General features: G+C 42.5%; 10 protein-coding genes. 4 read left to right on the top strand and 6 right to left on the bottom strand.

All coding sequences use genetic code 11. The features are described from left to right. Positions 1 to 16: 16 nt before the first annotated feature. Positions 17 to 1,624: a fimbrillin family protein gene (locus KTR06_RS04305; protein WP_009039652.1), complete on the top strand. Its 1,608-nt coding sequence runs from the start codon at positions 17 to 19 to the stop codon at positions 1,622 to 1,624. Between the two features lie 44 nt (positions 1,625 to 1,668). Further along, on the top strand, positions 1,669 to 4,896 hold the full coding sequence (locus KTR06_RS04300) for a fimbrial protein (protein ID WP_217290003.1): 3,228 nt from the start codon (positions 1,669 to 1,671) through the stop codon (positions 4,894 to 4,896). Between the two features lie 99 nt (positions 4,897 to 4,995). Here the strand turns inward: KTR06_RS04300 and KTR06_RS04295 are convergent, their stop codons facing one another. Beyond that, complete coding sequence (locus KTR06_RS04295; protein ID WP_008022188.1) at positions 4,996 to 5,955, bottom strand: hypothetical protein; 960 nt, start codon at positions 5,953 to 5,955, stop codon at positions 4,996 to 4,998. Between the two features lie 236 nt (positions 5,956 to 6,191). Next, positions 6,192 to 7,151: a hypothetical protein gene (locus KTR06_RS04290; RefSeq protein WP_004313613.1), complete on the bottom strand. Its 960-nt coding sequence runs from the start codon at positions 7,149 to 7,151 to the stop codon at positions 6,192 to 6,194. Between the two features lie 200 nt (positions 7,152 to 7,351). Between KTR06_RS04290 and KTR06_RS04285 the strand changes: the two genes are divergently transcribed. Both KTR06_RS04285 and KTR06_RS04280 read left to right on the top strand, forming a co-directional pair. Then, positions 7,352 to 8,281 carry a UDP-glucuronic acid decarboxylase family protein gene (locus tag KTR06_RS04285; RefSeq protein WP_004300450.1) on the top strand — a complete coding sequence of 310 codons (930 nt, stop codon included), beginning with the start codon at positions 7,352 to 7,354 and terminating at the stop codon, positions 8,279 to 8,281. A 19-nt stretch (positions 8,282 to 8,300) separates the two neighbouring features. Further along, positions 8,301 to 9,434, top strand: a complete 1,134-nt coding sequence (locus KTR06_RS04280) for a hybrid sensor histidine kinase/response regulator (protein ID WP_008017655.1) — start codon at positions 8,301 to 8,303, stop codon at positions 9,432 to 9,434. Positions 9,435 to 9,581: 147 nt separating this feature from the next. Here the strand turns inward: KTR06_RS04280 and KTR06_RS04275 are convergent, their stop codons facing one another. Genes KTR06_RS04275 through KTR06_RS04260 form a run of 4 tightly spaced genes read right to left on the bottom strand, consistent with a single transcriptional unit; the run spans position 9,582 to position 17,101 of the window. Further along, positions 9,582 to 12,461, bottom strand: a complete 2,880-nt coding sequence (locus KTR06_RS04275) for a PD-(D/E)XK nuclease family protein (RefSeq protein WP_074706519.1) — start codon at positions 12,459 to 12,461, stop codon at positions 9,582 to 9,584. Positions 12,462 to 12,490: 29 nt separating this feature from the next. Further along, positions 12,491 to 13,324, bottom strand: a complete 834-nt coding sequence (locus KTR06_RS04270; RefSeq protein ID WP_217290002.1) for an energy transducer TonB — start codon at positions 13,322 to 13,324, stop codon at positions 12,491 to 12,493. After that, complete coding sequence (locus KTR06_RS04265) at positions 13,317 to 13,934, bottom strand: radical SAM protein (protein WP_008022191.1); 618 nt, start codon at positions 13,932 to 13,934, stop codon at positions 13,317 to 13,319. Before KTR06_RS04265 ends, KTR06_RS04270 begins: the two co-directional genes overlap by 8 nt. After that, positions 13,931 to 17,101, bottom strand: a complete 3,171-nt coding sequence (locus KTR06_RS04260) for an exodeoxyribonuclease V subunit beta (protein ID WP_217290001.1) — start codon at positions 17,099 to 17,101, stop codon at positions 13,931 to 13,933. Before KTR06_RS04260 ends, KTR06_RS04265 begins: the two co-directional genes overlap by 4 nt. Between the last annotated feature and the right edge of the window lie 3 nt (positions 17,102 to 17,104).

The raw sequence follows: 17,104 nt of genomic DNA, 5'->3' as shown, positions 1-17,104 counted from the left end.
TCGGAAAAGAAGTAAGATGATAAAGACTATTAATAATATTAGGATGATTATGGCAATGGCTGTCCTTTCGGCTGTCCTCTTTTCGTGTGTCAGAGAAGAGATGACGTGTGATAAGGAATTAATTGTTGTGCAACGTATCGGAGAAGGCGGCTATGTCTACACTCGTGGTGCGGCAATCTCTTCGAATACCGATCTGAAAGAAGAGACTTTCGGTCTTTACGGCTCACTGACTCCCAATGCTTCCGTTCCCCAACCATACTTCAATGCAAGTGCCACGGTTAACGCCGACCTAACAGCCACCATCTCGCCGTTGCAATATTGGCCCGGATTGCTGAATGCGAGCATGAAATTCTTCTCTTGGTATCCGTACAACGATGCGAATGCGCCTACTGCGAGTTTCACTGATCCCGAAAAAATGGTGCTGAATTATACAGCGAATGAATCCGCTGCTAATCATGTCGATGTACTAGCGGCTATATCAGGTCCTGTATGGATTGAGGGTGTGAATATACACTTCTACCACACATTGACTAAGGTTACCTTTACATTCAAAAAAGTAGCTCCTGTGCCGGATGAGGTGACTATCGAGAAAATAGAATTCCAGAATGTGGGAAAAAGCGGTAAACTTGCCATGACTGAAATTCCGACTACCACGACGAAAAACGGCAAACCGAAGTTTGTCTGGAGCGATGTTGCCACCGGGAAGGTCGTTTCTACTCTCACCGATAACAAAACGGTGACCGAAGATGCCACCTTGATGGGGGATACATTCCTCATGTTGCCGACCGACGCTTTCTCCGCAACCGCCAAAATCGTTGTTACCACCAACTTTGGCGACCGGGAATTCCTCTTCAGTGATATTATTGCCAAGAACCCGCATTCTTGGGAGTCAGGCGAGTACATCAACTATAATCTTACGATATCCAACGAAACCTATCAGCTTTCAGCCACGCCGCTTGAATGGACGGAAAGCCCGGTGAATGTGATTTTCGACAAACAATATTATCTCAAATTATCGCAGACCAAGGTACAGACGGCTGGTGATGGTGTCACTGTCAATATAGAAGCGAAAACGAATTATGATGCCAATCCGAATACGGGCTATCTGCCGGGTGCGTCATTAAACAAAAGTACTATGGATACGTGGGCAACGGTTAATATGACTCAGACATCCCTTTCGGGAGGTGTGTATACCTATAATATCCAAGTTGTGATGCCCGGATTTAACTCCGGAACCGGAATTAAGCGGGAAACAGGCTTTTATATCAATGCCGGTAATCTGCGACATCATGTACTGTTGAGCCAGTGGAAAGAAGACGGAGAGTGGTTGACCTCGAACGTAGAATTGGACGGCAGTGATGGTGGAACCGGAAATATGCAACGTCGCAAGCTTGTCTTTACTTCGGGCAATCCGGGAACGTGGGAGTGGAAGATAACCCAGATACAGGATCCGGATAAAATTCTGCTTAACAGTGAGACAATGCTCGAAACAAGTGGCGTGAGTGGTGATGTGGTTTACTTCTACTTTAGAGCCGATGCTGTGTCCGGTGATACGGCTACACTCACACTAACCAATACGAATGGTGATAATCTGCCAATAGCGGTGACATTGACTGCGCCATAATGGCGAATATGTAATATTAAAGTTTAAGGAAAGGAAATAGAAATATGCAATATGGGATTTCAATCATAAGAAGGTGCTATCTTTTGTCTGTTTTGTTGATGACGGTATGGCTTACCGGATGCGTACAGGAAGAATTAGGATCGACACCTTCTCCGGCAGGAAACGGTATCCGGTTTACATTAACGGTTCCCGATGTAAACCTCCCGTCCGTATCTTCGCGTACGATGACCGGAGCGGGAACTGCAAAGAAAGAAGACGAAATAAAAACGGTGGATATTCTTGTTTTTGATATGTCAAAAACACCGGCGGTATACCTGGAATGCGTCAGCGCTACAGGAGTTACTCAGGACTTGGCTGACAATTCCACTGTGAGTTTCTCTGCTGTGCTTTCTCCCACTACCGCATCTACTTGCATCGTGGTTGTGGCAAATAAGGAACTTGATAATATTGTGCCGGGCTTCATAAAGGGAACGACCACCAAGGTTGAGGCAATGGAAAAGATGCTCCACGCCCAGACCGGCAAATGGCTGGCAGACGGTTCGACGACTGATGGGTATACGCGGATTCCGATGTACGGGGAGAAGGTAATAAGCAAAATCACTCCTTCGATGGATCCGATAACTGGCATAAATATGAAACGTATGCTGGCGCGCATCGATATCCGTAATAACAGTGCCACTTCGAATTTCACGGTCGAAGAGGTTTACCTGGCTAATTACAATACCACCGGATACATTGCTCCGGCATGGAACACGAACGGGCAGGTTACTGACCCGGCTCCGGATACTCCGGTTCTCCCTGTGAACAGTGGTAAAATGACGGAAGAAGGGGATGCAATTCTTTACTCCGTAAATGGCAACACACCCTACGAAGGGGAGATTTATACATTTGAATCTATAGCAGCAGAGGATGTCGGTGGTGTGGGACAAGATGGAGAAGCGAGCCGTAAGAATGCTACTTGCCTGATTGTGAAAGGAAGAATCGGTACGGGCGAATCGACATTTTACCGGGTGGATTTTACCAAAACCGGAAATACAGGAGAGCAGGTGGAATATTTGTCCTTGAAGCGAAACCATAAATACATCATTACCATTACTAAGGCGTTGGGAATCGGTTATAAAAGTTTTAGCGAGGCGTTGGCATCTTATACAGTCATGTCCAACCTGAAATTCCGATTGATACACTATGACCGTGATAAGGTCAAAGATGTAGTCTACAATGGGCAATATATGCTCGGAGTGGGTGAATCGGAGGTCGCTGTAACTCAATACCAGAATAATAGTTATGCCATAGACGTTTTTACTGACAATCCCGGCGGTTGGAAGGCCACCGTTACTGCAGGGAGCGACTGGCTCAAATTTGAAGGTGGAGCCGATGCGGCGTCGGGCGTTGCGAACGATGATACCCAACTCAAATTGAAGATTCCTTATTTTAATAATGATAATATAGGTGTTGAGCGTAAGGCTACTGTTACGTTGACGGCAGGGCGCTTGACTCACAATATTGAAGTGACGCAGTATACGATAGATCCGGGAATTATCAAATTTGTCGATGCATACGGAAATGTGTTGGAGAGAGGTCTTTTTTTCCCGATTAGAAATCCCGATGGTGACGAACTCCCTCTCGAACCGCAGACGGTGTATGTCATGTTTTCCGTGGATAAGATAGAAGGTAAACTTTTTGACGCTAACGATATCGGTATGATCCAATATAATGCCGGCGGTTTAATTCCGCAATTAGACAGGACGAATACGGTACCATTCAGTGAAAGGGTGCAGGCGTTTACCATACAGCCTAATCCGCGAAGAGCAGGTGATGGTACTGTTGAAGATGGTGAAGGTTGGTGGTGGCGTTGGGATTTCATCTTATTCGGCCTGTACGATAAGGAGGGATACCTCACTCATGTACAATTCCCCATCAATCAAGGGGAGTTGGAATTCTCATTCCGATATATTCCCACTACAGTCAATAGCCGTACTTATAAAGTCAATCTGGGTGCGGAGCAATACTTGCAATTGTTTGTCAATAACAATTGGGAAATTATGGATATTGAGGAATTGAATATAACGAACGATGATGGTACCGGACTGATTCGGACCGATTCGGATAATGATGTAATTATAGGCAGAAAGAATGCGGACGACAAGATGTATCTTGAGTCTATCATAGGCTATAATGACGGAAAGGGTAATGATGTGGTTGGCCACGGATACGATTTTAGGCTGAAGCTTCACCCTGGCAAGTGGAAAGAGGGAAAAAGTGGAACGATAAGAATCACGTTCAGAAATGTAATGCATACTGTGTCGGATGAAGAATTCCCGTTTTATCGTACGATTGACCTTCAGATGGTATCCGAAACCAAATCTTACACAACTGCAGGGGAACCTCTTTTCTATCTTTATCCACTTCGGTTTGATAACAGGCTATATTATAAGGAAATAGGCGAGACGAAGCAAAGTGTGGGACGGTTGGAAAATGTAGCCGATGCGGAGGATATCTGTAGGAATATAGGCGATGGTTGGCGTCTGCCTACTGCCAGTGAACTGTTGCTGTCATTCGCTTATGAAAATGCTTTGGGTGGCAATGCAGAGAATTATAATAATCATGATAGCCAGAATATATATGGGTGGTATCAAAACTGGACCGGTAATTACTGGACTTCATCATACTATGAGGCTAAAGGCTCTGCTACCCGTTTTTGGATGGAGATGTCGGCAGGTTTTTTGGATTCCGAATCTATTAGCAAGAATAATTATTTCCGTTGCGTGAGGAATAATACAAATAGTGGAAAGAAGTACCCTTATCTAACGGTAGAATCCTCGGGGGTCACTATTGTCTCTCGTGATGCCAGTGGAGGAACGGATCCTTCGGTATTATTTGCTTCAGGTGAAACTCCGGGTACAAGTGACGCGATGAATAAGATTGCTCCTAAGTTTCAGATTGAAAATACCAGTAGTAATGGTAAAACTTGGTCGGAAGCAAAAGCGGCATGCGAAAACAAAGGGAGTGGCTGGCGTCTGCCTACCCAGCGTGAGATGTATCTGGTGCTCAGTATGGGAGGGGCCGTTACCAGCATTGAAAACCAAGGTTTCGGTGGTTCGACTACTTGGACAGGGAGCGGATTCGAGAAGATTAGCGCTGTACATTGGACATTGACTTCACGCGATGGCGGCTATTGGGTGGTCGGACATAATAATGGAGAATTCGGCGCATGGACTACTGGAGAATCCACAGATTGGGCTTGGTATCGTTGTGTGCGCACAATAGAATAAAAGCTAAAAGAAAAGAGCTGTATCAGAATGAAGATAAACAACATTCTGATACAGCTCGTCTTTTCCCCCTTTCCTTTATATCCTAAAATCTACAATTGTTTACAACGTATTGATAACTTCCAACTGCTTTTGCAAGAAAGCAATACGCTGTGCTTCTCCACTTTCCGAAACCAGAATAGAGTGGCGCTTCAACGATTGAATCCAATTGCGTTGCATCTGGCAGATATATGAGCTTTGCGAATCCATCGAGTTGATAGAATATACCCGCAGCAGACTGACTTGGTAATCATGTTTCTCGATATAACTGTAAGTGGCTTCGAAACTGATATTGGACAGATAGAAAGATACTTTCTTGTTTTCGCTGAACTCTCCTTTTATGGACAGATGTTCTACCACGCCAAGTAACTGAAGAAGCTCTTCCTTTAAATGCATGACATCGTCCTTGCTTATCAGATTCAGACTGGCAAAGTACTTGATCTCTTTCACAAAAGAATAAAAGATATTTGTGTCCCAGATGAAAAACGTTTTTGGACACTGCCTTATACTTTCACTCAGCTTCTTATGTACATTGACGATCCGTTCATCTACAGACATCTCTTCCAAAGAATGTGGCGTCTTTATATCTCCATTCTGATACATCCATCGGCAAAGACGGAATTTAGACAAATTCTCATAGGAAGAATAAAGTGTAAAGGGCAGGGAATTGGATGCAGTATACACCTCCGTCGTATTATCTGTTTTCACATAGTCGAAAATTTGCAGATAACGGTTGATTATTTCGTAATAACTTTCCAGCGCACTGGAAGCATGAAGCAAGTTCAGGTCGAAAGTAACTTTATTAGAGACATGGCTACCGACAATCTGGTCGATAGAAATACCGAGTTTTTGAGAAAGCAGTGCTACTTCGTCTATTGTAAAAGACACCTCACCCCTCAATCTGCGATAGACAGCTTCCTTTCCCATGCATAAAATGTCAGCCAAAGTATTGGCCAGATTCATATCTTGAGGAATTCGCTCCCTCATTGTAGATATTAATTCGTTTAGAATACCATTTTTCATTGTTTGTTCCTTTAATTTTAATGTTAATAATCTCTGTGATACATTCTATGCAAAATTACGTCTTGTGTTTGAAAGATTTGTGTGGTAAAACAGAGATGAGCGTACAGGTCTTTTTCTGATTGGGAATCAAGTGGGTAGGATGGGAACAGGGAATGAAAAAAAGTAGATAAGATTCTTATCTACTTTCATTTATTGGAACTTAATTTTTTTTGAAGTTCTAATCTGCGAAAATAAAATTAAAGAGCGTCAATAATTTCTCGCTGTTGCTTGAAGAATTGAATACGCTGCATTTCGCCGCTTTCGGATATCAAAGTGGAGAACTTTTTCAGAGATTGAATCCATTCTTTCAAGGTACAGAAAATTTCGTTGTCCATCGTGGTAATGGAGTTGATAGAATAAATACGTATGAGGCTCAGTTGCAGGTTATTGGTGTCTACATAACTATATGTTGCCTCGAAGTTGATATTCGACACATAGATGCGTACACGATTGCCGTCGGCTGTTTTACCGTTGATAGCCAGTTCTTCCAGTTCATCCGCCAATAAGAATAATTCTTTTTTGATTTCTTCTTTTGTTTCGTCGGAAATGAGATGGATGCTGGCGAAGTATTGAATATCGTTGATGAGATGCTGGAAAATCATATTATCCCATATATAGTCTATGGAGTGGATATGACGTGTCATTGCTACATAGTCTTTTTGGATATTGACCAGTTTCGGTGGAATATCCAACTCTTCGAAACTCTTGCAATCAATATATTTATTCTGGTACATCCATTTGAATAAACGGAATTTTGCCAGAAGCTCATGTTTCAGATAGAGAGTCTGTGGAATAATGTTGGCGGAAGTTCCCATTACAGAATTCGGGTCATCCGGCATCGTATTAATCAGCGAGACATATTTTTCAAGGATATTGTAGTAACTCTCGAACGGGTCGTCATAATCTACAATGTTTATATTGAACATGGCGTTCGATTTGAAACTTAGTCCTATAATTTTGTCTAACGATATACCCAGTTTTCTTGAAATAAGAGCCGACTCTTGCAAGGTGAAAGGTACTTCACCGCGCAATCTTCTATATACTGCCTCTTTTCCTATGTATAGCGTGTCCATTAACATATCTGCCAGTTGCCCTTTGAGCGGAAGCTTTTCCTTCATCGCTTCTATGAGGTTTGCATTTGGATTATTTGTCATCATAATAGTTCTAATAAATAATACTTTTTTATTATAAACATTTGTCAGTGGCAAGTTGTTTCGGAAATTGAAACTATTTAAATCTTCTTTTTTTTAAAATATCCTCTCCGAAAATTGTTTATTTTAAGCAAATCGGTTACATTTGTGACCATAAACAAAACGAAGAGACAGCGTCTCTTTAGTAAACAATAGAAATATTTAGAATGAAAAGAATATTGGTAAGTGGCGGAGCCGGTTTTATAGGCTCTCATCTCTGTACACGGCTTATAAACGAAGGTCATGACGTGATATGCCTGGATAATTTTTTTACGGGTTCGAAAGATAATATCATTCACTTGATGGATAATCATCATTTTGAGGTGGTGAGGCATGATGTCACTTATCCTTATTCGGCTGAAGTAGATGAAATCTATAATTTGGCCTGTCCGGCATCTCCCATTCATTATCAACATGACCCGATTCAAACTGCCAAAACATCTGTGATGGGAGCTATTAATATGCTGGGATTGGCAATGAGACTGGATGCCAAGATTCTGCAAGCTTCTACGAGCGAGGTATATGGAGATCCAATCGTTCATCCGCAACCGGAAAGCTATTGGGGAAATGTGAATCCGGTGGGATACCGGTCTTGCTATGATGAGGGAAAGCGTTGTGCAGAAACGTTATTTATGGATTATCACCGTCAGAACAATGTGCGTGTGAAGATTATCCGTATTTTTAATACGTATGGTCCGCGAATGTTGCCGAATGACGGACGGGTTGTTTCTAATTTTATTCTTCAAGCGTTGAATAATGAAGATATAACGATATATGGTGATGGGAAGCAGACGCGCAGCTTCCAGTATATTGATGATTTGATTGAAGGAATGATAAGAATGATGAATACGGAGGACGAGTTTACAGGTCCTATAAACCTGGGGAATCCGAATGAATTTCCGGTATTGGAATTGGCGGAAAGGATCATTAGTATGACCGGTTCATCTTCGAAGATTGTATTTAAGTCTTTACCGGATGATGATCCGAAGCAACGCCAACCGGATATTACATTGGCTAAAGAGAAATTGGGCTGGCAGCCTACTGTTGAACTTGAAGAGGGGTTGAAGCGTATGATTGAATATTTTAAAAATGTCTGAAGCATAAAAAAAGAAAATTATGAATATGGAAATTAATCCTTCTGAATATAAAGTCCTTATTGTGGACGATGTGATTTCAAACGTCCTTTTATTAAAGGTACTTTTGACTAACGAGAAATTCAAAATTGTGACTGCCGGTAATGGAACGCAGGCGTTGGAACAAGTGAAGAAGGAAAATCCGGATCTTGTATTACTGGATGTAATGATGCCGGATATCAGTGGCTTTGAGGTAGCTCAACAAATGAAAGCGGACCCCGAAATGGCTGAAATTCCCATTATCTTCCTGACTGCTCTAAATAGTACGGCGGATATCGTAAAAGGATTTCAGGTGGGTGGTAATGACTTTATTTCAAAGCCATTCAATAAAGAAGAATTGATTATTCGTGTGACGCACCAGATTTCGTTGGTTGCAGCGAAAAGAATCATTGTTGCACAAACGGAAGAGTTGCGTAAGACGATCATGGGACGCGACAAACTCTATTCTGTGATTGCACATGACTTGCGTTCACCAATGGGATCTATCAAGATGGTATTGAACATGCTGATTCTGAATTTGCCGAGTGATACAATCGGTGATGAGATGTATGAATTGCTAACGATGGCTAATCAGACAACAGAAGATGTATTCTCATTGCTTGATAATCTGCTGAAATGGACGAAGAGCCAGATTGGTAAGCTGAAAGTGGTTTATCAGGATATTAATATGGTGGAAGTCGTAGAGGGCGTAAGTGAAATCTTTACGATGGTGGCCAGCCTGAAAAATATTAAGATAGTACAAGATGTGCCTGTAGAGAATGTGGCTGTTCGTGCTGATATTGACATGATTAAGACAGTGATTCGTAATTTGATCAGCAATGCGATTAAGTTTAGCAATGAAGGTTCGGAAGTAGTGGTGTCACTGACAGAGGAAGATGGTATGGCAATCGTAAGTGTGAAAGATAGTGGTTGCGGTATTGATGACGAAAATCAGAAGAAGTTGTTGCACACTGATACTCATTTCAGTACCTTCGGTACAAACAATGAGGAAGGTTCGGGACTCGGATTATTATTGTGTCAGGACTTTGTTGTCAAGAATGGTGGTAAACTGTGGTTTACTTCAAAGAAGGGAGACGGATCTACATTTAGTTTCTCAATTCCATTGCTCGAAAAATAATTGATTCAATGCGTTTTTGTCTCTGTTAAAGGATGCGTTGAAACTTCTTTATATTTTATTCAGGCACGGATTACACGGAATTATACGGTTTAAGATAATTGGGAAAACCGTGATCCGTCTAATTCGTGCCTGAATTTTTAATTTAATCTATCGCTTGCAGATAGCTTTAAAATCGCAATACGAACACTTTTTAGTGTCCTCTGTCTGCATGAAAGGCTCTTTTTCATTAAAGATCTCTTCTAATAATGCCTGTAAGCGTTCACGGAATTCATCTTCAAAAAAGGCGAAGTTGTTTACCGGTATTTTCGGTTTGCGGGGTTCTCCCATTTCAATAACAGGCGAATAGCTTTCCGATGCTGCCCGATGAATGTAGAGCAGGGCAGGAGCTACCATTAATGATTGCTTCCGGCTCATGATAGCGGCATACAGGAAAGTCTGGAAGATATAGTTCGGGCGTGTTTCTGATGGCGTAAACAGTTGCTCGATGTTGGCTGGAATCTTAGGGCTTCCTCCTGTTTTGTAGTCAACAATCCGCAGGGTACTTTCTTTAGCATCCATACGGTCGATTGTCCCACCCAGGCGGAGAGTGAACGGTCCTTGTCCCGTTTGTATGGTTATCTCTTCTGAAACCTTCTTTTCCATGGCGACCATTTCAAAAGGAGTATATTGAAGGTCGTTGCGGAGCAATTGTTTCAGATAGGAAACAATTACTTTGGAGTTGATAAGCTGTATGCCGTTATATTCGGGCTTTTCTTCGGGAGCGACCTTGAATAATTCTTCCTTGAAGGCTTGATCGACATAGCTTTGCAACTTTACTTCATTACGTAATAAGCGTTCAATATCTTCTTTCTGTATCATTTTTCCATTGGCAGTCAGATCGGTGTATGCCAATTGGGCAGAGAGATGGAAAATGGTTCCAAACAAAGCTGAATCAATTTCTGCACTGACTTCATCCGGTGTTTTTAATCCCGCTACGTAACGGTAATAGAATCTCAACCGGCAATCAAGATAAGCATTGAGGGCGGAAGGGGAGAGAATTACCGATGAAGGATTAGTGCTATCGTAAGTACGATAAATTCGTCTTAGTACTTCAGGTGTTTTTTCTATCTGTATCTCTTGGATGCTTTGCGGAGATTGTCCGGCTTCCAGATACTCACGAGTGATATCATGCGGACCTTCCACGAGTAATTGTAGCATGAAGCGGGACTCTTCTCCACGGTTGAGACCGTCCGAGGAAGTATTGTAGAGCAGAGTGATATTTTCTGCCCGCTGTATCAGGCGATAGAAGTAGTAGGCATACACTGCATTCTTATGTTCGATAGTGGTCATGCCAAAAGCTTTCCGGAGGTTATAGGGAATAAAAGAAGATTCTCCTCCGGATTTGGGGAGTTGTCCTTCGTTGAGAGATAATATGATGAGATTCCGGAAGTCCAGATTACGTGTTTCCAGTACTCCCATAACTTGCATTCCGATAGCGGGTTCTCCGTGGAAAGGAATATTGGAAGCTGTCAATACTTTGGTAATCAGTCGTTTCAGGGTGTCGGTGCGTATACTTAGTTCTCCGCTTTCAATCAAACTGTAGAGACGGTTGATTTTGGTATGGCTTTGGAAGAGGGATTCTCTATAAAGTTGATTAAAAATATCATTGTATTCCCCTTCTTTGCGATAAATGGTTGAAATATCTTTGATTAATTCAATCAGATAATCGCATAGCTCTTTAATGCCATTACGGGGAGTGAAGAGGGTAGCCAGGAAATCATCTTGCTTCAGTTCCGATGGAAGTGGATAGAAGCGGTTTGTTTTGGTTAGTTCGCGTTCCAGTGGACCGGCATGGGATGAGATTTGCCGGGTATAGGGATGTTTCAATATGGCTGATACCGCCTCGTAAGTGAATCGGCCGGTATCGGAGCGATAACCGTTGGTTTGTAGCTCCATAGCGGCATTGATAAAGCTATAAACAGGAGTTTGAGCCAGTGGGAATCCCATGGTGATATTGACATTCTTCACTTCCTGCGGAATGGAATGAAGTACGGGAAGCAGCAGGGCTTCATTACAAAGTACTACGGCATTTTCTTTTTCCTTTTCTTCAGCGATTTGTGAATGATTGTCCGTAATCATTTTGATCCATTCGGGGAGGAAGCGGGCTTGTGCATTCTCGGTGGAAGCGGAAATATAACGTATTTTTTTCGGTTCTTTGAAGATGTCGAAAAAGCTTTCCGGGAGTTCGTTCGGAAATTCCCCCAGATTACGTTTCAGAAATTCTCCGGCTTCATGTTTTCTGATTTGTTGGGTGTAGAAAATATCGTAGTCCCAATAAAAGAGTGCTTTGCCTGCATCTTTCAGCTTTCTGAAAAATTCGTTTTCTACTTTGTTCAGTACATTGAAACCGACAAATATGTATTTGTCGTATTTGAGTTGATCGGTATCGAGTTGCTCAATCACATTCCGGTAGAGCATGCCTTCGTATGCGATGCCTAGCTCTGTCAGGTTTTCCCGGTAATGATGGTAGATAGTGCCTAGTTTGTCCCAAAGGGAAATAAATTTCTCTTTGAGTTCGGTTCGTCTTTCAATGGAGAAATTCTGAAAAAACTGTTGAATGGCTTCTTCCTGTTCTTTGTCGAGGAATTCATAGTCGTCCATCAGGTTCTTCAGATCTTGCAGATTACTGAATAGTTTGTCGGCATCAACCATATTCTTATCCACATCATCAAAATCACTAATCAACAACTCTCCCCAGAAGTAGAAATCATCCAATGTTTCCTGACTCTGTGTTTCCTCTTTGAATACTTTATAAAGCTCACAAACCAATCGAATAGGGTCACCGCTTTTTTGTACTGATAGTTTCTGAAACAGGTCGCTGATACTCATGGCGGCTGGTGACCAGATCGGTTGATCGGATTCTCCTGCCAAATATTCATTGAAAAACAAGTTAGCACGTTTATTGGGGAAAATGAGTGCTGTACGTGACAGGTCATTTCCTATTTTGGCATATAAATCGTGAGCGACTAGTTGGAGAAATGATTGCATATTGATTAAGTTTTTTCTAATTCATATATTTATTGTGCCCGGAACATAACTGGAACGGTGAAATAAACGGCTACTTTAGTACCATCTTCCAGTTCTCCCGGCTTCCATTTGGGCATTTGGTTGATGATGCGCAATGCTTCTTTATCCAAGTAAGGATCTACGCTGCGTACAACTTTGGGGTTGACTACATTTCCTTCCTTATCAACAACAAACCGGATAATAACACGTCCCTGTGGTCCCATCTCTCCTTGAGCGACTGTCGGATACTTTATTTTTTTTCCAAGGAATTGTATTAATGCTTGTTGACCTCCCGGGAATTCCGGCATAACCGGAGCTACTTCCAGTGTATCACTAGCCGACAGTGAAGTATTTGATATATGGGGGGCAACAAATCCAACTACTACAGGTGGTTCTTCACAAATATCTCCTTCTAGCACATCATCGGGTGTTGGCGCTGGTGGCGGGGGAGGTGGTGCATCTTTTATGGAGGCAATGATGGTGTCTTCTGCCGGAGTGGGGACAGGCTCTCCCATAATGAGATTTTCATAGGAAGTTGTATCACTAGACACTTCTTTATTCATTCCTTTATTAGCCGAATTAGTGCATGAAGTCATTGGAGTCATGGCTATCAGCCCTGCAGATATGCCTAATACTGTGATTGCTTTTCCCGCTATCTGTTTTCGTTCAAGCTGCTGCTCCAAATAACGAACTTCCGCTTCGCATTTGGGACAAGTGCCCAAACAGTCTCCCTGATACTGACATTCAGAGGTGATGAATTCAATATCATTCGCTTCAGCTATCTGCCGACGAATCTCTTTTAAAATTTTGCAAGTTTGTTTTCCTCGTACCATGTCATTAATCATTAGGGGTTTTATAAGTGAACCGGTCGAACTGGGTAATTCCCATTTCTTTCAGAAGTTCTATGCTTTGGTCAATATCCTTCTCCGTATTATAGGAGGGGATGAGTGGTGTCCGAATAACGATTTGCTTGGTTTTGTCTTGCCCGATTAAATACCGTAAATTACCTAAGACGTTTTCATTATTCTTTCCGGTATATCGCTGATAGATGTCATTATTCATATCTTTGATGTCGATTATGTAATTATCTATAATAGAAATCAGTTCTTCTACATTCTGTTGCGGAACATTGAGAGAGGTTTCGACAGTGATTCTCCATTCCGGGCCACAGAGTTGGCGGAATTGCCTGATAAATTCGCTTTGTAATAAAGGTTCTCCACCTCCAAATGTGACTCCGCCGCAACTCGCCAAAAAGTAAAGTTCATCTTTGCGTACTTCCTCGTAGAGCTGGTTACAATTATAGCTCTCCCAAACACCGTTAGGCTGCAAAGATGTCGGGTTGAGACAGTATTTGCAACGCAATGGGCAGCCGTGAAATGCAACTAGTGTTGTAACTCCTTCACCGTCAATTGTTAGTCGATGGCGGGCGATGCCGATGAGGGGAACTGCTTTCATACTTTTTCTATTTTTTCTTCATCCACATACCACAAGTAACCGGTGATATTCTTATATCCCATCTTGGTAAGTAGCTGCATGTAGCCTTTTACCTGTTTATTATATTTAGGGTTTTCCTTACCAAATTTGAAATCAACTACAACAACCTGGTTGTCTTTCATCATTACGCGGTCCGGGCGACGGGTTTGCAGCACTCCTTTTTCTTTATAGATAATGGCACACTCATTAAATAATGTCCACTTCCCGGAATACCAATCTTGAATTTCAGGAGAAGAAAAAGCTTTCGTTGCAACTTCGCGGGCTACTTTTTCTTTCTCATCATTTCTGATCACTCCTTCAAAAATAAGTCGTTCGATGGCCGGATCTATATCTTCTGCTGTTTCGATAACAGAAAACAGGGTGTGTAACATACGCCCGCGGTTGATAAAGCGGTCGTCCGAGTCTTCTTCCTCAATTCCCTGGATGAAGTCCGCTGAACGGTTGGACTGACGAAACTCAATATCATGGCGCATGGATTCCATCCGGATAGGGAGCTTTTCCGGTTTCTGGGTTAGCTTGTTGGTCGATGTCTTTGTTCTTTCTTTTTCTGACGGACATAGTTGTCCTTGTTCGTAACAGTCTTCTTCCCAATCAATACCTTCTTCCTTAGCTACGATTGGGAGAGTGTTTGCCAACAGTTCGGACATGGTACCTTTTTGATTTTTTCTGCTCCAGATAATAAGGTTTTTTCCTGCACGGGTAAAAGCAACGTATAACAGATTGAGGTTATCTACCCAAAGTTGGAGACGCTCTTGCAGGTAGTCGTTTCCATAAATAGATTCTGCCATTTGGGTGGAGTAGTTGATAGGGAGAATATCCAACGCGTCGAATGGTGCTGCTTGCGGGGTACACCATACAAGTTGGTTATTGGTCTCATTCTCCAGTTTCCAGTCGCAGAAAGGGAGGAGCACGGTATGGAATTCCAATCCTTTGGATTTGTGTATGGAGAAAATCCGGATTCCTTCTACTTCTCCGCTTGGAATTGTTTTACTGCATAACGTTTCATTCCAATACCGGATGAATCCGTCGAGTTCGGAAGAGTTACTTTGTAGATAGTCAGTGACAGCATCGAAGAATGCGAATAAGTAGGCATCCTGGTCTTTGATAAGATTCATCTCGAATATACTGAAAAGCTCTTCCAATAGCTCATAGAGAGGCATTAGCCTTAATTCTTTTATCTTTTCAAGAAAAGCGGCGGGAAGATAATTCTCGGCAGGGAGGAGTAGGAGGGTATTCCAATCCAATCCTTTTTGTAAAACTTCGTTTTGATAGGCTATGGCCAGCTGGGCACGTGCTATTTTATTGTTTTCGTCGGAAAGAAATCGCAAGGCGTCCAGCATCATACAAATGGCAAGAGAGGCGTCAAGGCGAAAGGCTTCGTCTGATACCACTTTGTAGTGTAGCTCCTTATCAAAGTAATCGGCAATACGGGGAATACTTTTATTTTTTCGTACTAAGATGGCGATGTCATTAAGCTGTACTCCGGAGGCGAGGAGGTTTTCCACTTCTGCTCCCAGGCTAATAAGTGTCTGCTCGGTATAGTCATGTTCTTCGTCGGGTTCGAGAAAAGAGACTTTAACGTATCCTTTTTCTGTACTTCGGGGAGATTCCTGCACAACGTCGGCATAGGCTTTCTGCAAATCCTCACAATCTTTGCCTAATTGCTGTTTATACACTCCGTTTAGATAGTTGGCAGCAGCTGTGAAGATTCGATTGTTAAACCGGATGACATTCGTTTCACTTCTCCGATTGGTGGCTAACGTCTTGACGCGGATCGGGAAATGCTCGATGTGGTCATTCAGGCTGTTGAGAATTCCCCAATCACCATTCCGCCAACGATAAATGGACTGTTTGACGTCTCCTACAATCAAACTGTCTGCTCCTTGAGACAGCCCTTCGAGCAAAAGCAGTTTGAAGTTGCCCCATTGCATTCGGCTGGTATCCTGAAACTCGTCTATCATGACATTATGGATATTTGTCCCTATCTTTTCGAATACAAAAGAGGAGTCACCGTCTTTCACCAGTTGGTGAAGCAGGGCGTTCGTGTCTGACAACAGAAAACGGTTGTTGTCGTGGTTCAACTGACGTACTTCTTCGTCGATATTGGCGAGAAGTTGCACTTTATTGAGATGTTGCAAGGATAACCGGCAACTATTCAGTAACAAATTATTCTTGGAACGCAACTTTTCAGCATCTTCCAGAATTTGTATAAGGCTGGAATTAGCTAGGTTGATGATGTCCGCATAACGGGGAGAAGTCTTGGTTGCCCAGTGCTTGGCATCTTCCAAGCATTTCTCTACTGTGGCATTACGGATATCATTGCTTAAAACGCCATTATTCAGTTTACGGAAATAACTTCCGATTCCGCGTGAACCGTTTTTCAGATCATCAGCAGTTAATGCGTGACCATCTAGTTCTCCTTCGAATTGGTCGTAGAATCCTTTCATTTGCTCCAGTATTTCCGTTTCCAGAGCTTTCAGTTGTTTGCGGTATTCTTTGATGGTGTTCGGATTACGCAGTCGTTGCCGAAGTCCTTCTCCTTTTTCAATATAGCCTTCATCGAAAATATTGCGTCCAAAACTTTTAACTTCGTCTGATACATTCCAACGTTTATCATCGGCAATTCGCTCATTGATATAGTCTAATAACCATGCGAGGACAGGGGAAGTGGGACCTAGTTTCTCGATCATGCTATTTACGGCGTCACTAAGAACTTCGGTGTTGTTTAACTCGATATTCAGGTTCGGACTAAGTTCCAGCTCCCGTGCGAGGTTACGCATGACAGATTGGAAAAATGAGTCGATAGTCTCTACCCTGAACCGGCTGTAATCATGCAGCATATAGCTAAGGGCAATGCCTGCCGCTTCCCGTATCTCCTGCTCTGTTTTTCCTGTCTCTTCTTTGATACGGTTGAGATAGGCTTCCGAATCTTTATCACCTATCTGTATGCCGTAAAGCTGACTAAGAATACGTTCCTTCATTTCTGCTGTTGCCTTATTGGTAAAGGTTACAGCGAGAATTTGCCGGTAGGCACGGGGATTGAAAATTAATAGTTTGATGTATTCCACGGCCAGGGTAAATGTTTTACCCGAACCTGCAGAGGCTTTATAGACTAAAAGTTCACTCATGTT

Origin of the sequence: Bacteroides sp. MSK.20.12, assembly GCF_019052435.1 — a bacterium.
Taxonomy (GTDB): domain Bacteria; phylum Bacteroidota; class Bacteroidia; order Bacteroidales; family Bacteroidaceae; genus Bacteroides; species Bacteroides xylanisolvens.
Note: the sequence above shows the minus strand (reverse complement) of the source record. Positions and strands in the feature narration are given on the sequence as shown.